The sequence below is a fragment of the Candidatus Enterococcus murrayae genome (assembly GCF_017315985.1).
In the GTDB taxonomy this organism is placed as follows: Bacteria; Bacillota; Bacilli; order Lactobacillales; family Enterococcaceae; genus Enterococcus_A; species Enterococcus_A murrayae.
In genome coordinates this window covers 80,418-95,959 of record NZ_JAFLVR010000001.1, presented here as the reverse complement: position 1 = coordinate 95,959, position 15,542 = coordinate 80,418, and the positions used below count along the sequence as shown (strand labels likewise).

The window sequence follows — 15,542 nt, the reverse complement described above, 5'->3', positions numbered from 1 at the left end:
TCAATAGTCTCTTCAAATACTACCTTTTTTTTTCAAACATGACAACTCTTATCGATATTTTTATCGAAAGTCCAAACATATCTCGTGTTAAGAAACGTTACATCGCGATAGGAGTTATTGAAACATTTTTTTCTGCCAATGAGTTTTTTTCTTTACAAAGTAAAAAAATTTAGCTTATAATTAGACTCACATTGGAAAAATTAGAAAACGCTAAGGGAAAATGAGGTGGTTAAGCATGCCAATGGTTGAATTTAAGCATGTAGAAAAATACTATGGAAAGTTTCATGCCTTGAAAAATATTGACTTGGCCTTTGAGAAGGGTGAGGTGGTCGTTGTTATCGGACCATCTGGTTCAGGGAAGAGTACGATGTTACGTTGCATTAATGGATTAGAGGACATCACTTCCGGAGAGTTGCTAGTAAATGAAAAGAATTTACATAGTAAAGAAGTCAAATTGAAAGACATTCGTAAGAATATTGGAATGGTTTTTCAACATTTTAATCTTTATCCAAATAAGACTGCGATAGAAAATATCACTCTTGCTCCAATTAAAGTTTTGAAAAAGTCTTCTGAAGAAGCGACCAAGACTGCTGAAAAATTATTAAATCGAGTAGACATGCTGGATAAGAAGGACTCCTATCCTTCCATGTTATCTGGGGGACAGCAACAACGGATTGCCATCGCTCGTGGTTTAGCGATGAATCCTGACTTGCTGCTTTTTGATGAGCCGACATCAGCGCTTGATCCAGAAATGATCGGGGATGTCTTGAATGTCATGAAGAAAATTGCTCGTGATGGTATGTCAATGATCGTCGTGACACATGAGATGGGATTTGCGAAAGAAGTAGCAGATCGAATCATCTTTATGGCTGATGGTGAAGTATTAGAAGACACACGCGATGTCAAAGGATTCTTCGAAAGACCGCAGGATGAACGCGCACAACAATTTGTTAGCAAAGTTATCAATCATTAGGAGGGCGGCTTATGTCGAAGATAAAAAAATTAGTCTCCTTTTTATTTCTTCCGATGCTGCTTGCAATAGTGCTGTCAGGATGCAAAGGAGAAAGTGTCGCAAATAAAAACATTGCGAAACGGATCAAAGAGGAACCAACCATCACATGGGGAGTAAAGTATGATACACGCTTATTCGGAATGATGGATATAAAGACACGTAAGGTCGAAGGATTTGATATTGATATTGCTAAGGCCATAACAAAAGAAATTCTTGGTAAGGATGGTCAGGCAGAATTTGTTGAAGTGACGTCAAAGACACGAATTCCATTACTTAAAAACGGTAATATCGATGCAATTATCGCGACGATGACGATTACTGAAGATCGTAAGAAGGAAGTTGATTTTTCAGATATTTATTTTGATGCTGGACAATCTTTATTAGTGAAAAAGGGAAGCCATATCAAAAATATTAAGGATCTGACTGCTGCTGATACGGTTTTAGCAGTTAAAGGTTCCACTTCGACTATCAACATTCGCAAACATGCACCAGATGCTAAAATCCTCGAATTGGAAAATTATGCTGAGGCGTTCACTGCGTTACAATCCGGACAGGGACAAGCGATGACAACTGATAACGCAATTTTATTAGGGATGGCATCAGAAAACGATAATTATGGATTGACAGGCGGCACTTTTACAAATGAACCCTATGGGATTGCCATTAACAAAGGTCAAGATGATTTCTTAAAAGAAGTTAACACTGCTTTGCATAAAATGCATGACAATGGTACCTATAATAAAATATTTGAAAAATGGTTCCCTGAAGATGCAGATGGCCGGGCGAAGAAGGGGGCGCAATTTTAATGGCACAATTATTTCAGACTTTTTCTGCTGATTTTGTCAGCGGCTTTAAATTTACGATTTATGCGAGCTTGTTGGCACTAGTATTCAGTTTGATTATCGGAACACTGATGGCAATATTGCAACTATCTCATAATCGAATAGTTCGAAGCTTGGCTAAAGCTTATGTGGCGTTCTTCAGAAATATCCCGTTATTGATTATTGTGATGTTCTTTTACGTAGTAGCTCCGATGTATTTCTATAGCTTTGATGGGTTTCAAGCAGGGACGATTGGTTTGACCATTTATACTTCTGCGTTTATAGCGGAAACTGTTCGTTCAGGCATCCAAACAGTGCCCAAAGGTCAGATGGAGGCAGGTCTATCCTCTGGTTTTTCTTATGCTGAAACAATGCGATATATCGTATTACCTCAAGCATTCAAAATCGTAGTGCCGCCATTAGGAAATCAATTTATCAACTTGATCAAAAATTCATCGATCTTAGCGATGGTTGCTGGATTAGACTTGATGTACCAAGGAGATTTGATTGCCAGTACTACGTTTAACACCTTCGACACATATATCATCGTCGGATTATTTTACTTGATTTTAACGCTGCCTTTGTCTTATCTGATGAACTACTTAGATAAGCATTGGTCAAATGCCTAGAAAGGGAGGGTAAAAGAATATGAGTGATGCTTTTTCATGGATCAATTTGCGTTTCCTTTTAGATGGGCTGTGGGTAACGATTCAAGTTTCAGTTGTATCGATTGTTTTTAGTATGATTCTTGGTGGTATCGCAGGTACCGTTCGTTATAGTAACGTTCCTGTTCTTTCAAGAATTGTGGGCATTATCGTTGATATTATCCGAAACCTGCCGTTGCTGTTGATTATTTTCTTCACCTATTTCGCTTTGCCGCAAATTGGGATCAAATTGAATATTTTTTGGGCAGCAGTTGCCGCCTTAACGATTTTCGAATCAGCGATGTTGTCAGAAATTTTCCGAGCCGGATTGAATGCTGTACCAAGTGGACAAACGGAAGCTGGAATGTCTTCCGGTTTAACATATGTTCAAACGCTGACAATGATTGTATTACCGCAGGCATTTAAATCAATGCTGCCAGCAATTTTGAGCCAATTGATTTCTTTGATTAAGGATACATCCTTGGCGGTAATAATTTCGTTACCCGAACTGACTCACAACGCAAAGATTATTTATGGTCAGAATACAAATTACGTTATCCCGATGTTTATCGCGATGACTGCCATGTATTTTGTTGTGTGTTATGTATTGTCACTGATCTCCAATTTATTAGAGACCAGCAAATACAACTATTAAAAAAAAGCGAAAATCTCTTCTGTGATGAGGAGATTTTCGCTTTTTTGCATAGCAGTAAAAAGTATCGCTAACAATCAAAAACTGTTCATGCCATTTAGTTGATAACGGTTGCGTTGCTTATTCTTTATCTTTTTCAGTTTTACGTTCAGTTTCCTTCATCGCTGGATCTTCATAGACAGCACCGGCTTGTGTTTTGCCAAGCTTTTCTAGCAACCCTGGTTCAAGCGGCTCATCTTTTGAATCCTTCTTTCGTTTCTCTGCTTCTTTTTCAGTGGCTTTGATTGCAGGGTCTTGGTTACGATCGCCAGCAGAAACTTTCCCTAAGTTTTCGGTTAGTTCTTTTTTATCCATTTTCATCCACCTCTCTCATAATTAGTTTAGCACTGATCATTATTCATTCAAAAGAAAACGCTTTTTATCTTGTAAGATTCTAGGGCTTGAAATATTTCAACAAAAAGTGGAAAATAAGGTGATACTTGGAACTAGATAGGATGAGCGTTTTGTCAAATGAAAGACCAATTGGATTTATTGACTCTGGCGTAGGCGGTTTGACTGTGGTCAAAGAAGCGATGCGTCAGCTGCCAAATGAAGAAATTTTATATCTCGGGGATACGGCACGCTGTCCGTATGGTCCTCGACCAGCTGAGCAAGTCATTGAGTTTACATGGCAGATGACTCGTTTTTTATTGAAGAAAAATATTAAAATGCTTGTAATTGCTTGTAATACAGCAACGGCAGTCGCTTTAGATGAAATCAAAAAAAATGTTGATATTCCTGTGATCGGCGTTATCCAACCTGGTTCACGTGCAGCATTGAAGGCGAGTGATACAGGACGAGTAGGAATCATAGGAACGATCGGAACAGTCAAAAGTGGTTCTTATAAACATGAACTGCAGGAGAAGGCACCTGACACCCATGTATCTAGTCTAGCCTGCCCCAAATTTGTACCAATAGTTGAAAGTAATCAGTTCAATAGTTCTGTGGCGAAAAAAATCGTTTCACAAACATTGGCACCATTAAAGAAAGAAAAACTGGATACTTTAATTTTGGGATGTACACATTATCCATTGCTGCGTCCAATCATTCAAAATGTAATCGGACAACAGGTAACATTGATTGATTCAGGAGCTGAGACAGTCAATGATGTCAGTACGTTATTAGATTATTTCAATCTAAACAATTATGAACAGACTGATACTAAGGCGAGAAATTTCTATACCACTGGTTCCCCTAAAATGTTTAAGGATATTGCCAGTGAATGGTTGAATATCACGAATTTAAATGTAGAACACATAGAACTGGGAGGAAAATAATTTGCGACATGATGGAAGAGCGGTCCAGCAATTGCGGCCGATTAAAATTGAAACGAATGTTTTTAAACATCCAGAAGGGTCAGTTGTTATTACTTTTGGCGATACTAAGGTGATTTGTTCGGCGACTCTAGAAGAATCTGTTCCTCCATTTCTACGAGGGAGTGGAAACGGATGGGTAACTGCCGAATACAGTATGCTTCCAAGAGCTACCAATACGCGTAATCGCCGCGAGAGTGCCAAAGGAAAGCTAACTGGACGTACGATGGAAATTCAGCGATTGATTGGCCGCTCATTGCGAGCTGTTGTAGATCTAGAAAAGCTAGGCGAACGCAGCATCATTGTAGATTGTGATGTGATTCAAGCTGACGGTGGTACAAGAACAGCGAGTATCACTGGCGGGTTCGTCGCTTTGCGTTTAGCAGTCAATAAATTGTTAGCTAACGGAGAATTAGCTGAAGATCCAATCAATGAACATTTAGCTGCTATTAGTGTCGGCATATTACCTGATGGCACTGTTGTGACTGATTTGGACTATCAAGAAGATTCGTCGGCAGCTGTGGATATGAATTTGGTAATGACGGAAGCAGGCCGTTTTGTAGAAATTCAAGGGACTGGTGAAGAAGCGACATTTGATGACAACGAACTGAATGCCTTAATTTTACATGGTAAGGGGGCAATTGAAGAATTGATTGCTTATCAGAAAGAAGCTCTTTTCAACGAAGTGAAGACGGAAGAGAAAACTATTGTGATTGCAACTCGCAATCCAGGAAAAGCGAATGAATTTGCGGCATTATTTGCAAAGGAAGGGTATCAAACCAAAACACTGTTGGATTATCCTGACTTACCTGATGTGGAAGAAACAGGCACGACTTTTGAGGAAAATGCTCGTTTAAAGGCAGAAACAATTGCTCAACTATTACAACAGCCAGTATTAGCTGATGATTCAGGTTTAGTCGTAGATGCACTGAACGGAATGCCAGGAATTTTTTCAGCTCGCTTTGCTGGGGAACGTAAAAGTGATGCGGCAAATAACGCTAAATTACTACATGAGTTGACGGATGTATCCGATGAAAAAAGAACTGCGCATTTCCATTGTACGCTGGTTTTTGCTGCTCCACAAAAAGATAGTTTAGTTGTTGAAGCAGATTGGGAAGGACGGATCGGCCGAATTCCTCAAGGAGACAACGGTTTTGGATATGATCCATTATTTATTGTACCGGGATATGAAAAAACTTCTGCTGAATTAACAAGTGAAGAGAAAAATGAAATCAGCCATCGAGGGATGGCGGTTAAAGAACTAGAAAGAGTATGGAAGAACTGGTTGGAGGAGAATAAATGAAATATTTAGTTGTTAGTGATAACCATGGGGATCGCAATATTTTAGTGGAAATTGTCAATCGCTATATCGGCCTAGTGGATCACATGTTCCATTGCGGCGACTCAGAGTTGAAAGCCAATGACGAATTATGGGAACATTTTACGGTTGTTACCGGCAATTGTGATTATGATCCTGGCTATAAAAAAGAACAGATTTTTTCTATAGGTGATGATGTTATCTATATGACACACGGTCATTTGTCAAATGTTCGTTTCGGTCTTACGATGCTTTCACTGCAAGCTCAAGAAGCAGGAGCAAACATTGCTTTGTTTGGACACATCCATCAAGCTGTTGCGGAGTTTGATAAGAATATTTTATTTGTCAATCCAGGAAGTATCTCTCAACCTCGAGGACCTGTACAAATTCCTAGTTACGCAATCATTGATAGTGAAAACGACGGGTATCATGTGGAATTTTACAATCGAGCGCATCAGCCGATAGAGGAATTAGCTGCTGATTTTGAACATTAGTTCCTAATTTTTATTAAATATTTGGATAAACAACGCTTTCTTTTTAGCTGTAAGGTAAAATAAAGTGAAGATATTAGAACGGAGGCGTCACATGATCAGTCCTGCGATTGAACAACTAATGAAGGAACATGAAGAAACCATGGTGATTCCAGCAGAAAATGTTGCTAATGTAATGAAGGAACATCCACTAGAGCATGCTTTATTACTATTATCTCAAGCTGGTTATTCTACGATTCCGGTTTTGGATAAAGAGGATCATTTTGTCGGTTTATTGAGCTTGAATGATATTGTTAAAAAAATGTTGGGTATCGATGGTATCGATACATCCAATTTAGAAGAACTTACAGTAGCAGATGTCATGAAGACAGATGTATCTGTTATGCGTCCAGATGCGGAATTAGAGGATGTTTTACACCTATTAGTAGATGCTTCTTTCCTGCCTGTTTTGGATCATGACCGGGTATTTTGCGGCATTGTAACTCGCAGAGAGATTTTAAAAGCGGTAAACTATACTTTTCACGCATTTGAGCGAAAAAAACCAGAAGCCAAAGTAATGCTCCATGCAAACTTATAAAAAGACGAAAAACGGTTGAAGCAAAAGTCTTTTAAAAAAATACAGCAAATATAAAAGTGACTCCTCATATTTCTATCAATTCCGATAGTATGTGAGGTTTCGCTTTTTTAGTTAGTTTTCGTATCATTTTGTCCGCTCAATTCAATCAAAGCTAGGCCTGCTTTTTTGAGCGAAAGGTCAAAATGCTCTGAATCAGATATAAAAGTAAAACTAAAATACAGATAAATTGACTTTATAAAGCAGACATGCTATTTTTTCATAGTGTTTAAATAGGAACCATTACGGTTAAGCTCGATTAATTAAAATATAGGAGAGTAAATAAATGGCGAAAAAATCTAAAGTTGTAAAGATGTACAAGCAGCAGGCTTTGATCGAACAATATGCAGAACAACGCTTCGCATTAAAAGCGGCCGGAGATTATGAAGGACTGGCAAAATTACCACGAGACTCAAATCCTAACCGTTTAAAGCACCGCGATTTGATTGATGGCAGACCAAGAGGATATATGAGAAAATTTGGTATGTCGCGAATAAAATTCCGTGAACTGGCCCACCAAGGTCAAATACCAGGTGTTAAAAAAGCGAGTTGGTAAAAAAACGATAAACTAACGGAATCTATGAGCTTTCCCTTTTCATTTTTGTTAAACTAAGGGTATTCAATAAAATGGAGGGGAGAGATAGTATGAAAACTGCATTGTTTGTTTTACTGGATCAATATGCTGACTGGGAAGGTGCTTACCTGTTGAGTCTGCTAAATCAGAGAAACGATTGGCAAATAAAAACTGCTTCAAATTTACCGCAGGTAGAATCAATCGGCGGATTGCAGACAGTGGTTGATTTGAAATTTTCCGAAATCAATCAGAGAATCGATTTGCTGGTTTTGATTGGCGGCAATTCTTGGAATATTCATAGCCAAGAACTTTATCGTATAATTGAAAAACAACTATTGCACGAAATGCCTGTTGCTGCAATTTGCGGGGCGGTGGATTATTTGGCTAGACACGGTTTTTTAGAAGAGTATAAGCATACTGGAAATGCTCGTGCCGTTTTGCAAGCTTTTCCAAGCTATCGAACTCCAGAAAATTTTTATGAAAGACAGGCTGTTAGTGATCGAAACCTCGTCACTGCCAATGGCACAGCTGCATTAGAATTTACTGAATTTGTTTTGCAATTAATTGGTGATAGTTTAATTCAGGCAAAAAAAGAAGTTGATTTGTATCGATTGGGTTACTACGGGTATCGTGAAAAATATAGCGATACATTTTCTTAATAAAAAACGATCCATGAGAATTATTCATGGATCGCTTTTTATTTCCCGATAGAAATTGGATTATTCGGAATCGTAAAGCCGTTTTTAGTTAAGATTTTTACATAGGCAGATAAAAATTCTTCCTGCAGCTTGTATTGCTTGCCGTTTGTCACGTATAGAATTGTTCGAATAGCATAGTTGCTATTGCCTAGATCAACCATTCCAAAAAGCGACGGTCCATCAAATATTTCGTCATTAAATTCTTCTGCAAGCTTTTGATTTGCTTCATCAATTAGCCGACTAATCTTATCATAGCCTTCGTCTGGTTGGATACGAATATCTACCTTGACTTGCATATGAGCACGAGAAAGATTACTGATTGTTGTGATGTTTCGATTAGGAATAAAGTGAACAGTTCCATCCGTTGATTTCATTTGCAGCATCCGAATGCCAACAGAAGTGACGGTTCCTTCCACGCTCAGATCCGTTAGTCGAATGTAGTCGCCGACGTCAATCTGCTGCTCCATAATAATGAAAAAACCAGTGATAATGTCATTTGTAAAACCCTGTGCGCCTAAACCAATAGCGATTCCGGCAATTCCAGCACCGGCTAAAAGAGAACCGACAGGTATACCGAGTGTATCTAAAATGGAATAAAGGAAAAAGAAAAAGAGCGTATAGGAAAAAATATTGATTGATAAGGCATGAATTGTTTCAATTCTAGTAGCATTATCAGTCATTTTTTTCTTTTGTCGTTCAAATGATTGATTAATCAAGAAACTACCGATTTTTCTGATTAAATAAAACAGCAGTAATACGGCTAAAATCGTTAAACCTTTTTGGATCAAAATGGAAAATACCCGATCCCAATTGATTGCCTGCCAGTATTTTTGCCAAGCGGATAATTGTTCCGTTGCTTGATCAACGACATTTGTGCTACTGGAGTCCACTGTTTGCGTCGTAAATAAAAACATAAGCCACCTCGATAAATTAATAAAAATAGTGTAACAATCTTTCGCATTTCTGTCGACCGCTTACCTGTCCAATCATAATTTTCTTATAATCAAAAAAAATCATGACAATGGTGTGAGAAAATGATAGACTAACATTTAAATAAGAAGGAGATGATAGAATGGTGAATATAAAATGGGAAGAGTTAGGGTTTGACTATATTAAAACACCTTTCCGCTATATTTCTCATTGGAAAAATGGACAGTGGGATGAAGGCGTATTGACAGAGGATAATACGATCACCATCAATGAAGGCTCAACATGTCTCCACTATGGGCAAGAATGTTTTGAAGGACTAAAGGCTTATCGACGCAAGGACGGAAAAATCAATTTGTTTCGACCAGATGAAAATTCGAAACGCTTGAATAGAAGTGCCGAACGTTTACAGATGCCCGCTGTTCCAGAAGATAAATTTATTGATGCTGTTAAGCAAGTAGTGCGTGCTAACGAAGAGTATGTTCCTCCCTACGGAACGGGAGCGACTTTGTATCTCCGTCCTTATTTGATTGGAGTAGGGCCGAATATCGGAATTGTACCAGCACCGGAATACTTATTCGGCGTTTTTTGTATGCCAGTCGGTCCTTACTTCAAAGGCGGCTTGACACCGAGTAATTTTATTGTATCGGAGTATGATCGGGCAGCCCCGTTTGGAACTGGCGCTGCTAAAGTGGGTGGAAATTATGCTGCGAGTTTATTACCAGGAAAAATCGCTCATGATCGTGATTTTTCTGATTGCATTTATTTAGATCCAGCAACTCATACAAAGATTGAAGAAGTGGGCTCTGCGAACTTTTTTGGAATTACTCATGAGAATCAATTTATTACTCCTAAATCACCTTCAATTTTACCAAGTATTACGAAGTATTCATTGCTGCACTTGGCAAAAGAGCGATTTGGTATGGATGCCGTAGAAGGCGATGTTCATCTGGATGAATTGGATAAATTTGCAGAAGCTGGTGCCTGCGGGACTGCTGCAATTATCTCGCCAATTGCTGGGATCCAAAATGGGGATGATTTCCATGTCTTCTATAGTGAAACGGAAACAGGGCCAATGACAAGAAAATTATACGACGAGCTTGTCGGAATTCAATTTGGTGATGTTGATGCACCAGAAGGTTGGATTTTCGAGGTGTAGTTGCTCTTTGAAGAGATTAAGGGGAAAAGATGGATATAATTTGGGTTGTTTTAGGTGTGTTAGTCTTACTGTTTTTGATTCTTTGGTACTGTCTTGCACATATCCATTACATGAAAAGTACGATTAAGTCACCAGTAAGGCGTTTCTTTTTTGCGATGCTGATGGGGATATTAGAAATATTTTGAAATTGTAAAAAGGCTGCTTATTGAAAGCGGCCTTTTTGTTTGCAGCTAGTAATCATTACCCAGAAAAATGTTAACTAGTTCAATACAAAAAAACACGCCAAGATGACGTGTTTTAAAATAATTAACTTAAGTGAACGCCTTTATCGACATAGATAATGTCCCCGATGATTCCTGTCGCTAATGGGCTAAGTAAGAAGGCGCAAGAATTTCCAACCTCTTCAATCGTTACAGCAACTTTATCTGGTGTACGTTCCTCCGAAAGACTCAATAATGATTGATAGTCCTTCACGCCAGTTACCGCTAACGTTTTAATAGCTCCAGCCGAAATCGCGTTAACTCGAATGTTTTTTGGAGCCAACTCAGTTGCTAAGTAACGAACCTCTGCCTCTAGAGCGGCCTTGGCAATTCCCATCATGTTGTAGTTAGGGATCGAACGCTCAGAGCCCATATACGTCATAGTTACGATGCTGCCGCCATCAGTCATCAATGGAGCAGCATATTTTGAAACTGCTAGCAAAGAGTAGGCACTGATGTCTTGCGCCAATTGGAACCCATCACGAGTGATCTCAGTTACATTGCCAGACAATTCTTCTTTGTTGGCAAAAGCGATAGAATGGACCAATCCATCAATTGAACCAAAGGCTTCTCTAATCGACTCAAATGCCGCTGCGATTTTTTCATCACTAGCAACATCAAGCTCAAACATGTTGGCATCCTCACCAACTAATTTTACTAGATTTTTTTTCATTCGGTCATTTTGATAGGTGTAAATGATTTCGGCGCCTTGATCGGCGATTGCTTTGGCACATCCCCAAGCGATACTTTTTTTATTGGCTACGCCAGTTACGATTATTTTCTTTCCAGATAAAATAGACATTAAATGACACACTCCTAAATAATATAAAAAATAATATGCTCTCATTATGTTGGAAAAAGCTTTGATTGTCAAACTATTTTTTTGATTGTTCCAATACAACTTGATTAAACCGTTAGAATATGATAGTTTGATAATCAAATAAAATATTCATAGAGGTGCAAAATGGAAAAAATTATGAATGTCGAAGAAATAATGGCTGCGATCCCAAATCGCTTTCCCATTTATTATTTAGATGCAGTCACAGAATTCGAGGATGAAAAGCATATTACCGCAGTTAAAAATTTAACAATGAATGAGGACTTTTTCCAAGGTTATTTTCCTGGGGAACCAATTATGCCAGGAACATTAATCGTTGAGGCACTAGCTCAAGCTGGATCATTATTGATTTTGAAATCAGCTGCGTTTGAAGGAAAGACTGCTTATATCGGCGGTATCAATAAAGCTAATTTCTTAGAGTTTGTGCGACCTGGAGACACACTGTTTTTGAACTTTGATATCCAGAAAGTTAAAGGTCCAGTTGGAACGGCGAAAGCATGGGCTACCGTAGAAGAGAAGGTCGTTACAGAATGTGAGTTCACTTTCATCGTAGGCGATAAGGAACAAAAAAAATAATTCTATGCAAACAAAGAACCAAAATCCCGCTCACACAGGATTTTGGTTCTTTTCTTTTACTATTTTTTCGGTTCTTGCAGAACTTTTACTTCATTGACTTTCACGGGTTCAACGGGTGTTGATTTCTCACCTGAACCACTGTCTTTGACTTCACCACCAGCAATTTTGTCGACTACATCCATGCCTTCAGTGACTTGTCCAAATACGGTATACTCTCCATCAAGTTGAGGGGCGCCGCCTTTTTTATATTGTTCGATAATTTTTTCTGGATAATATTGAATTGCCAAACCATCACTAACATCTTCTTTGTTTGTTACGATGAAGAATTGGCTGCCATTGCTGCTGCGAGATTCTGATCGAGCCATGGAAAGGGCACCGCGAATATTATAAAGCTGTTTCGAGTCTTCAGTTTTAAAGCCTTTTTTCCAAATGCTCTCACCACCAGTGCCATCACCTTTAGGATCTCCGCCTTGAATCATGAAATCTTTGATCACACGATGGAAGAGAGTATCTTTGTAGTAGCCATCCTTAGCATGTTTTACGAAATTCTCTACTGCTTTAGGTGCTTGTTCTGGGAAAAGCTTGATTTTAACATTTCCTTCAGTTGTTACAAGTTCAACTAAATATTCGTCGTCTGTAACTTTGTCATTAAGCTGAGGCAGAGTCAATTTATTTAAATCCACACTAGATTCAGTTGATTTCGTAGCACTTTCTTTTGTTTCCTTTGTTCCGCCATCGTTGCCGCAGGCCGCGAATAAACCGATCGACAACACTAAGCTTGCGCCGATCATCATTTTTTTGAATTGCATAACATTCTCCTTTTAAAGTTATTATCATTCTTATGATAACAAACTTTTAATGGACTTCCTATGAAAAAACGGTGACTTTTGCTTCAAAAATTTTATTAAATGAGTGCAACAAAAAAGGAGATCAAAGTGATCCCCTTTAAAACGCATTCTAGCTCTTATAAGTTAGCAAACTTTTCTAGTAAACGAATCATTTGGCAAGTAAAACCGTATTCGTTATCATACCAAGCGACTGTTTTAACTAATTGGTAGTCCCCAGCAGAAGTTACTTCTGTTTGAGTTGGGTCGAAGATTGAACCTTGAGTTGTACCAATTACATCGCCAGAAACGATTTCGCGATCGTCATAACCAAATGATGGGTTATCAACGGTATGTTTTTTGATTGCTTCGTTTACTTGGTCAGCAGTTACTTTAGTTTTAAGTACTGAAACCAATTCAGTCAATGAACCGTCAACTACGGGAACACGTTGTGCATGTCCTTGTAATTTTCCGTTTAATTCTGGAATAACTAAGCCAATTGCTTTAGCAGCTCCAGTTGAATGTGGAATAGTATTGTCAGCTGCTGAACGTGCAGCACGTAAGTTGCCGCCTTTAACTGGTCCATCTAACAACATTTGTGTTGAAGTATAAGCATGAACAGTTGTCATTGTACCAACTTCAATGCCGAAATCTTCATTTAAGAAGTAAGCCATTGGAGCTAAGCAGTTTGTTGTACAAGACCCCGCTGAGATGATCTTGTCATTTGAATCTAAAGTGTCATCATTTACGTTGTAAACAATAGTTTTCATTTGACCAGCAGGAGCTGAGATAACGACGCGTTTTACACCAGCGTCTAAATGAGCTTGTGCTTTTTCTTCAGATGTATAGAAACCAGTACATTCAAGTACGATGTCAACACCGTTTTCTTTTACCCAAGGAATTTTGCTAGCATCTGGTTCTGCATATACACGAGTTTTTTCGCCGTCAACAACGATTGAATCTTCTGTAGCAGTAACTGTTCCAGGGTATGTGCCATGTGTTGAATCAAATTGTAATAATTGTGCCAACATTGTAGGACTTGTTAGATCGTTAATTGCAACTACTTCAATATCATCAGATACTTCTTTGATACGACGGAATGCTAAACGACCGATACGTCCAAATCCATTAATACCTACTTTTACTGTCATAACCAAAAGTTCCTCCTTTTTTATATCAAGCAAAGCTTGACGCCTTACATTTTTTATTGTGCAACGCATCAATTTTTTTGTCAAAAGATATTACCTGAGAGAAAATATCTAAGCAAATCCAACAAAATTTTTAAGCTTCTACCAATAAGAATGGACTTTTTCGCTTAATCTAGCTACAATATACAAGACTTTGTTTAGTGTGGAAATTCAGTAGTCAATATATAAAGAGATAAGGAGGACACCAACATGTCCATGTTTTTAGATCAAGTAACGATCGATGTCAAAGCTGGTAAAGGCGGCGATGGGATGGTAGCCTTTCGTCGGGAAAAGTATGTACCAGACGGTGGTCCAGCTGGGGGAGATGGCGGTCGCGGAGGCGATGTCATTTTAGTAGTTGATGAAGGATTGCGTACGTTGATGGATTTTCGTTACAATCGTCATTTTAGAGCTACACCAGGAGAAAACGGAATGAGTAAAGGAATGCACGGTCGTGGAGCAGAAGATACTTACGTGAGCGTTCCGCCGGGTACGACAGTACGTGATGCCGATTCTGGAGTATTAATCGGGGATTTAATTGAGAACGGTCAAGAATTAATCGTTGCTCACGGCGGTCGCGGCGGTCGTGGAAACACACGCTTTGCTTCACCGAGAAATCCTGCTCCTGAGTTAGCTGAAAATGGTGAGCCGGGACAAGAACGGAATATTGAATTAGAATTGAAAGTTTTAGCCGATGTCGGTTTAGTCGGTTTTCCATCTGTCGGAAAGTCAACCATTCTTTCAGTAATTTCATCCGCTCGTCCTAAAATCGGTGCCTATCACTTCACCACGTTAGTTCCTAATTTAGGTATGGTTACAACTAGTGATGGTCGCAGTTTTGCGGCAGCTGACTTGCCTGGTTTGATTGAAGGCGCGTCGCAAGGCGTTGGTTTAGGTACGCAATTTTTACGTCACATTGAACGTACGCGGGTCATTTTGCACGTAATCGATATGAGCGGAATGGAAGGCAGAGAGCCTTATGAAGATTATCAAGCCATTAACAACGAATTAGGTTCCCACAACTTGCGTTTATTGGAACGTCCGCAGATCATCGTTGCCAATAAAATGGATATGCCAAACGCAGAAGAGAACCTGAAAAAATTCAAGGAACAATTAAGAAAAGATAAGGAAGACGAGTTTGCTGATGATATTCCGGTTTTTGCGATCTCAGCGGTCACAAAACAAGGATTGGATAATTTATTGAATGCAACGGCTGACTTACTTGAAGTCACCCCAGAGTTCCTGTTGTACGATGAAGAGGTGGAAGAAGATACCGTTAATTACGGCTTCCAATCAGATGAGCCAGAGTTTACAATTACTCGTGAACCTGATGCTACTTGGGTTCTCAGCGGTGAAAAACTAGAAAAACTCTTTAAAATGACTAATTTCGATCACGATGAAACAGTCATGCGTTTTGCACGTCAACTTCGATCAATGGGTGTAGATGAAGCTTTGCGAGCTAGAGGAGCCAAGGATGGAGACCTTGTTCGCATTGATAAGTTTGAGTTCGAATTTGTTGATTAAGTATGTAGAATAAGTATTAATCATTTTTTAAAGCACAGCAAATCATTTTGCAGTGCTTTTTTGTGTATTGAA

19 protein-coding genes are annotated in these 15,542 nt (G+C 38.9%); 14 read left to right on the top strand and 5 right to left on the bottom strand.

Translation table 11 applies throughout. From position 1 onward, the window contains the following. Positions 1-235 precede the first annotated feature (235 nt). The 4 genes from JZO85_RS00485 to JZO85_RS00470 are packed head-to-tail and all read left to right on the top strand — an operon-like array spanning position 236 to position 3,132. Positions 236-973, top strand: coding sequence for an amino acid ABC transporter ATP-binding protein (locus JZO85_RS00485; protein WP_207106540.1), 738 nt, complete (start codon positions 236-238; stop codon positions 971-973). A gap of 11 nt (positions 974-984) precedes the next feature. After that, positions 985-1,818 (top strand): transporter substrate-binding domain-containing protein, encoded by an 834-nt coding sequence (locus tag JZO85_RS00480; RefSeq protein ID WP_207106539.1) that lies wholly within the window; start codon positions 985-987, stop codon positions 1,816-1,818. Beyond that, positions 1,818-2,462, top strand: a complete 645-nt coding sequence (locus JZO85_RS00475; protein ID WP_207106538.1) for an amino acid ABC transporter permease — start codon at positions 1,818-1,820, stop codon at positions 2,460-2,462. The genes JZO85_RS00480 and JZO85_RS00475 overlap by 1 nt, the downstream gene beginning before the upstream one ends. A gap of 19 nt (positions 2,463-2,481) precedes the next feature. Continuing rightward, positions 2,482-3,132, top strand: coding sequence for an amino acid ABC transporter permease (locus JZO85_RS00470; RefSeq protein WP_207106537.1), 651 nt, complete (start codon positions 2,482-2,484; stop codon positions 3,130-3,132). 117 nt (positions 3,133-3,249) lie between these two features. On the opposite strand, the gene JZO85_RS00465 is transcribed toward JZO85_RS00470, so the two are convergent. Further along, complete coding sequence (locus JZO85_RS00465) at positions 3,250-3,483, bottom strand: hypothetical protein (protein ID WP_207106536.1); 234 nt, start codon at positions 3,481-3,483, stop codon at positions 3,250-3,252. A 140-nt stretch (positions 3,484-3,623) separates the two neighbouring features. Here JZO85_RS00465 and racE point away from each other — a divergent pair, with 140 nt between their 5' ends. The 6 genes from racE (at position 3,624) to JZO85_RS00435 (ending at position 8,136) form a co-directional block, all read left to right on the top strand. Then, entirely contained in the window at positions 3,624-4,445 is an 822-nt protein-coding gene (gene racE / locus JZO85_RS00460; protein WP_277988911.1) for a glutamate racemase, read from the top strand. A gap of 1 nt (position 4,446) precedes the next feature. Further along, positions 4,447-5,784, top strand: a complete 1,338-nt coding sequence (rph, locus tag JZO85_RS00455; RefSeq protein WP_207106534.1) for a ribonuclease PH — start codon at positions 4,447-4,449, stop codon at positions 5,782-5,784. Next, positions 5,781-6,293 (top strand): metallophosphoesterase, encoded by a 513-nt coding sequence (locus JZO85_RS00450; RefSeq protein ID WP_207106533.1) that lies wholly within the window; start codon positions 5,781-5,783, stop codon positions 6,291-6,293. The genes rph and JZO85_RS00450 overlap by 4 nt, the downstream gene beginning before the upstream one ends. Positions 6,294-6,384: 91 nt before the next feature. Beyond that, the gene (cbpB, locus tag JZO85_RS00445; RefSeq protein WP_207106532.1) at positions 6,385-6,867 is read left to right on the top strand and encodes a cyclic-di-AMP-binding protein CbpB; all 483 of its coding nucleotides are present in this window, start codon (positions 6,385-6,387) and stop codon (positions 6,865-6,867) included. A gap of 322 nt (positions 6,868-7,189) precedes the next feature. Then, positions 7,190-7,459 (top strand): 30S ribosomal protein S14, encoded by a 270-nt coding sequence (gene rpsN / locus JZO85_RS00440; RefSeq protein ID WP_207106531.1) that lies wholly within the window; start codon positions 7,190-7,192, stop codon positions 7,457-7,459. An 89-nt stretch (positions 7,460-7,548) separates the two neighbouring features. Continuing rightward, positions 7,549-8,136 carry a DJ-1/PfpI family protein gene (locus tag JZO85_RS00435; RefSeq protein ID WP_207106530.1) on the top strand — a complete coding sequence of 196 codons (588 nt, stop codon included), beginning with the start codon at positions 7,549-7,551 and terminating at the stop codon, positions 8,134-8,136. Between the two features lie 38 nt (positions 8,137-8,174). On the opposite strand, the gene JZO85_RS00430 is transcribed toward JZO85_RS00435, so the two are convergent. Then, the gene (locus JZO85_RS00430) at positions 8,175-9,089 is read right to left on the bottom strand and encodes a mechanosensitive ion channel family protein (protein WP_207106529.1); all 915 of its coding nucleotides are present in this window, start codon (positions 9,087-9,089) and stop codon (positions 8,175-8,177) included. A 158-nt stretch (positions 9,090-9,247) separates the two neighbouring features. Here JZO85_RS00430 and JZO85_RS00425 point away from each other — a divergent pair, with 158 nt between their 5' ends. Both JZO85_RS00425 and JZO85_RS00420 read left to right on the top strand, forming a co-directional pair. Beyond that, complete coding sequence (locus tag JZO85_RS00425) at positions 9,248-10,261, top strand: branched-chain amino acid aminotransferase (RefSeq protein ID WP_207106528.1); 1,014 nt, start codon at positions 9,248-9,250, stop codon at positions 10,259-10,261. 29 nt (positions 10,262-10,290) lie between these two features. Further along, a complete protein-coding gene (locus tag JZO85_RS00420; protein WP_207106527.1) occupies positions 10,291-10,446 on the top strand; it encodes a hypothetical protein in 156 nt (51 codons plus the stop codon). A 121-nt stretch (positions 10,447-10,567) separates the two neighbouring features. Here JZO85_RS00420 and fabI read toward each other — a convergent pair whose 3' ends face one another. Continuing rightward, the gene (fabI, locus tag JZO85_RS00415; protein ID WP_207106526.1) at positions 10,568-11,323 is read right to left on the bottom strand and encodes an enoyl-ACP reductase FabI; all 756 of its coding nucleotides are present in this window, start codon (positions 11,321-11,323) and stop codon (positions 10,568-10,570) included. Positions 11,324-11,485: 162 nt separating this feature from the next. Here fabI and fabZ point away from each other — a divergent pair, with 162 nt between their 5' ends. After that, positions 11,486-11,935: a 3-hydroxyacyl-ACP dehydratase FabZ gene (gene fabZ / locus JZO85_RS00410; RefSeq protein WP_207106525.1), complete on the top strand. Its 450-nt coding sequence runs from the start codon at positions 11,486-11,488 to the stop codon at positions 11,933-11,935. 59 nt (positions 11,936-11,994) lie between these two features. On the opposite strand, the gene JZO85_RS00405 is transcribed toward fabZ, so the two are convergent. Beyond that, complete coding sequence (locus tag JZO85_RS00405) at positions 11,995-12,744, bottom strand: peptidylprolyl isomerase (protein WP_207106524.1); 750 nt, start codon at positions 12,742-12,744, stop codon at positions 11,995-11,997. Positions 12,745-12,899: 155 nt separating this feature from the next. Further along, a complete protein-coding gene (gene gap, locus JZO85_RS00400) occupies positions 12,900-13,910 on the bottom strand; it encodes a type I glyceraldehyde-3-phosphate dehydrogenase (protein ID WP_207106523.1) in 1,011 nt (336 codons plus the stop codon). 246 nt (positions 13,911-14,156) lie between these two features. Here gap and obgE point away from each other — a divergent pair, with 246 nt between their 5' ends. Beyond that, complete coding sequence (gene obgE / locus JZO85_RS00395; protein WP_207106522.1) at positions 14,157-15,470, top strand: GTPase ObgE; 1,314 nt, start codon at positions 14,157-14,159, stop codon at positions 15,468-15,470. The last annotated feature ends 72 nt before the right edge of the window (positions 15,471-15,542 follow it).

Excerpts from the sequence above, each read along its gene's own strand:
- JZO85_RS00485 (WP_207106540.1), top strand. The coding sequence starts at position 236 with ATGCCAATGGTTGAATTTAAGCATGTAGAAAAATACTATGGAAAGTTT.
- fabZ (WP_207106525.1), top strand. The coding sequence starts at position 11,486 with ATGGAAAAAATTATGAATGTCGAAGAAATAATGGCTGCGATCCCAAAT.
- JZO85_RS00425 (WP_207106528.1), top strand. The coding sequence starts at position 9,248 with ATGGTGAATATAAAATGGGAAGAGTTAGGGTTTGACTATATTAAAACA.
- JZO85_RS00405 (WP_207106524.1), bottom strand. The coding sequence starts at position 12,744 with ATGCAATTCAAAAAAATGATGATCGGCGCAAGCTTAGTGTTGTCGATC.
- fabI (WP_207106526.1), bottom strand. The coding sequence starts at position 11,323 with ATGTCTATTTTATCTGGAAAGAAAATAATCGTAACTGGCGTAGCCAAT.
- cbpB (WP_207106532.1), top strand. The coding sequence starts at position 6,385 with ATGATCAGTCCTGCGATTGAACAACTAATGAAGGAACATGAAGAAACC.
- rpsN (WP_207106531.1), top strand. The coding sequence starts at position 7,190 with ATGGCGAAAAAATCTAAAGTTGTAAAGATGTACAAGCAGCAGGCTTTG.
- racE (WP_277988911.1), top strand. The coding sequence starts at position 3,624 with ATGAGCGTTTTGTCAAATGAAAGACCAATTGGATTTATTGACTCTGGC.
- gap (WP_207106523.1), bottom strand. The coding sequence starts at position 13,910 with ATGACAGTAAAAGTAGGTATTAATGGATTTGGACGTATCGGTCGTTTA.
- JZO85_RS00435 (WP_207106530.1), top strand. The coding sequence starts at position 7,549 with ATGAAAACTGCATTGTTTGTTTTACTGGATCAATATGCTGACTGGGAA.
- JZO85_RS00420 (WP_207106527.1), top strand. The coding sequence starts at position 10,291 with ATGGATATAATTTGGGTTGTTTTAGGTGTGTTAGTCTTACTGTTTTTG.
- JZO85_RS00465 (WP_207106536.1), bottom strand. The coding sequence starts at position 3,483 with ATGGATAAAAAAGAACTAACCGAAAACTTAGGGAAAGTTTCTGCTGGC.
- JZO85_RS00475 (WP_207106538.1), top strand. The coding sequence starts at position 1,818 with ATGGCACAATTATTTCAGACTTTTTCTGCTGATTTTGTCAGCGGCTTT.
- JZO85_RS00480 (WP_207106539.1), top strand. The coding sequence starts at position 985 with ATGTCGAAGATAAAAAAATTAGTCTCCTTTTTATTTCTTCCGATGCTG.
- JZO85_RS00430 (WP_207106529.1), bottom strand. The coding sequence starts at position 9,089 with ATGTTTTTATTTACGACGCAAACAGTGGACTCCAGTAGCACAAATGTC.
- obgE (WP_207106522.1), top strand. The coding sequence starts at position 14,157 with ATGTCCATGTTTTTAGATCAAGTAACGATCGATGTCAAAGCTGGTAAA.
- JZO85_RS00470 (WP_207106537.1), top strand. The coding sequence starts at position 2,482 with ATGAGTGATGCTTTTTCATGGATCAATTTGCGTTTCCTTTTAGATGGG.
- JZO85_RS00450 (WP_207106533.1), top strand. The coding sequence starts at position 5,781 with ATGAAATATTTAGTTGTTAGTGATAACCATGGGGATCGCAATATTTTA.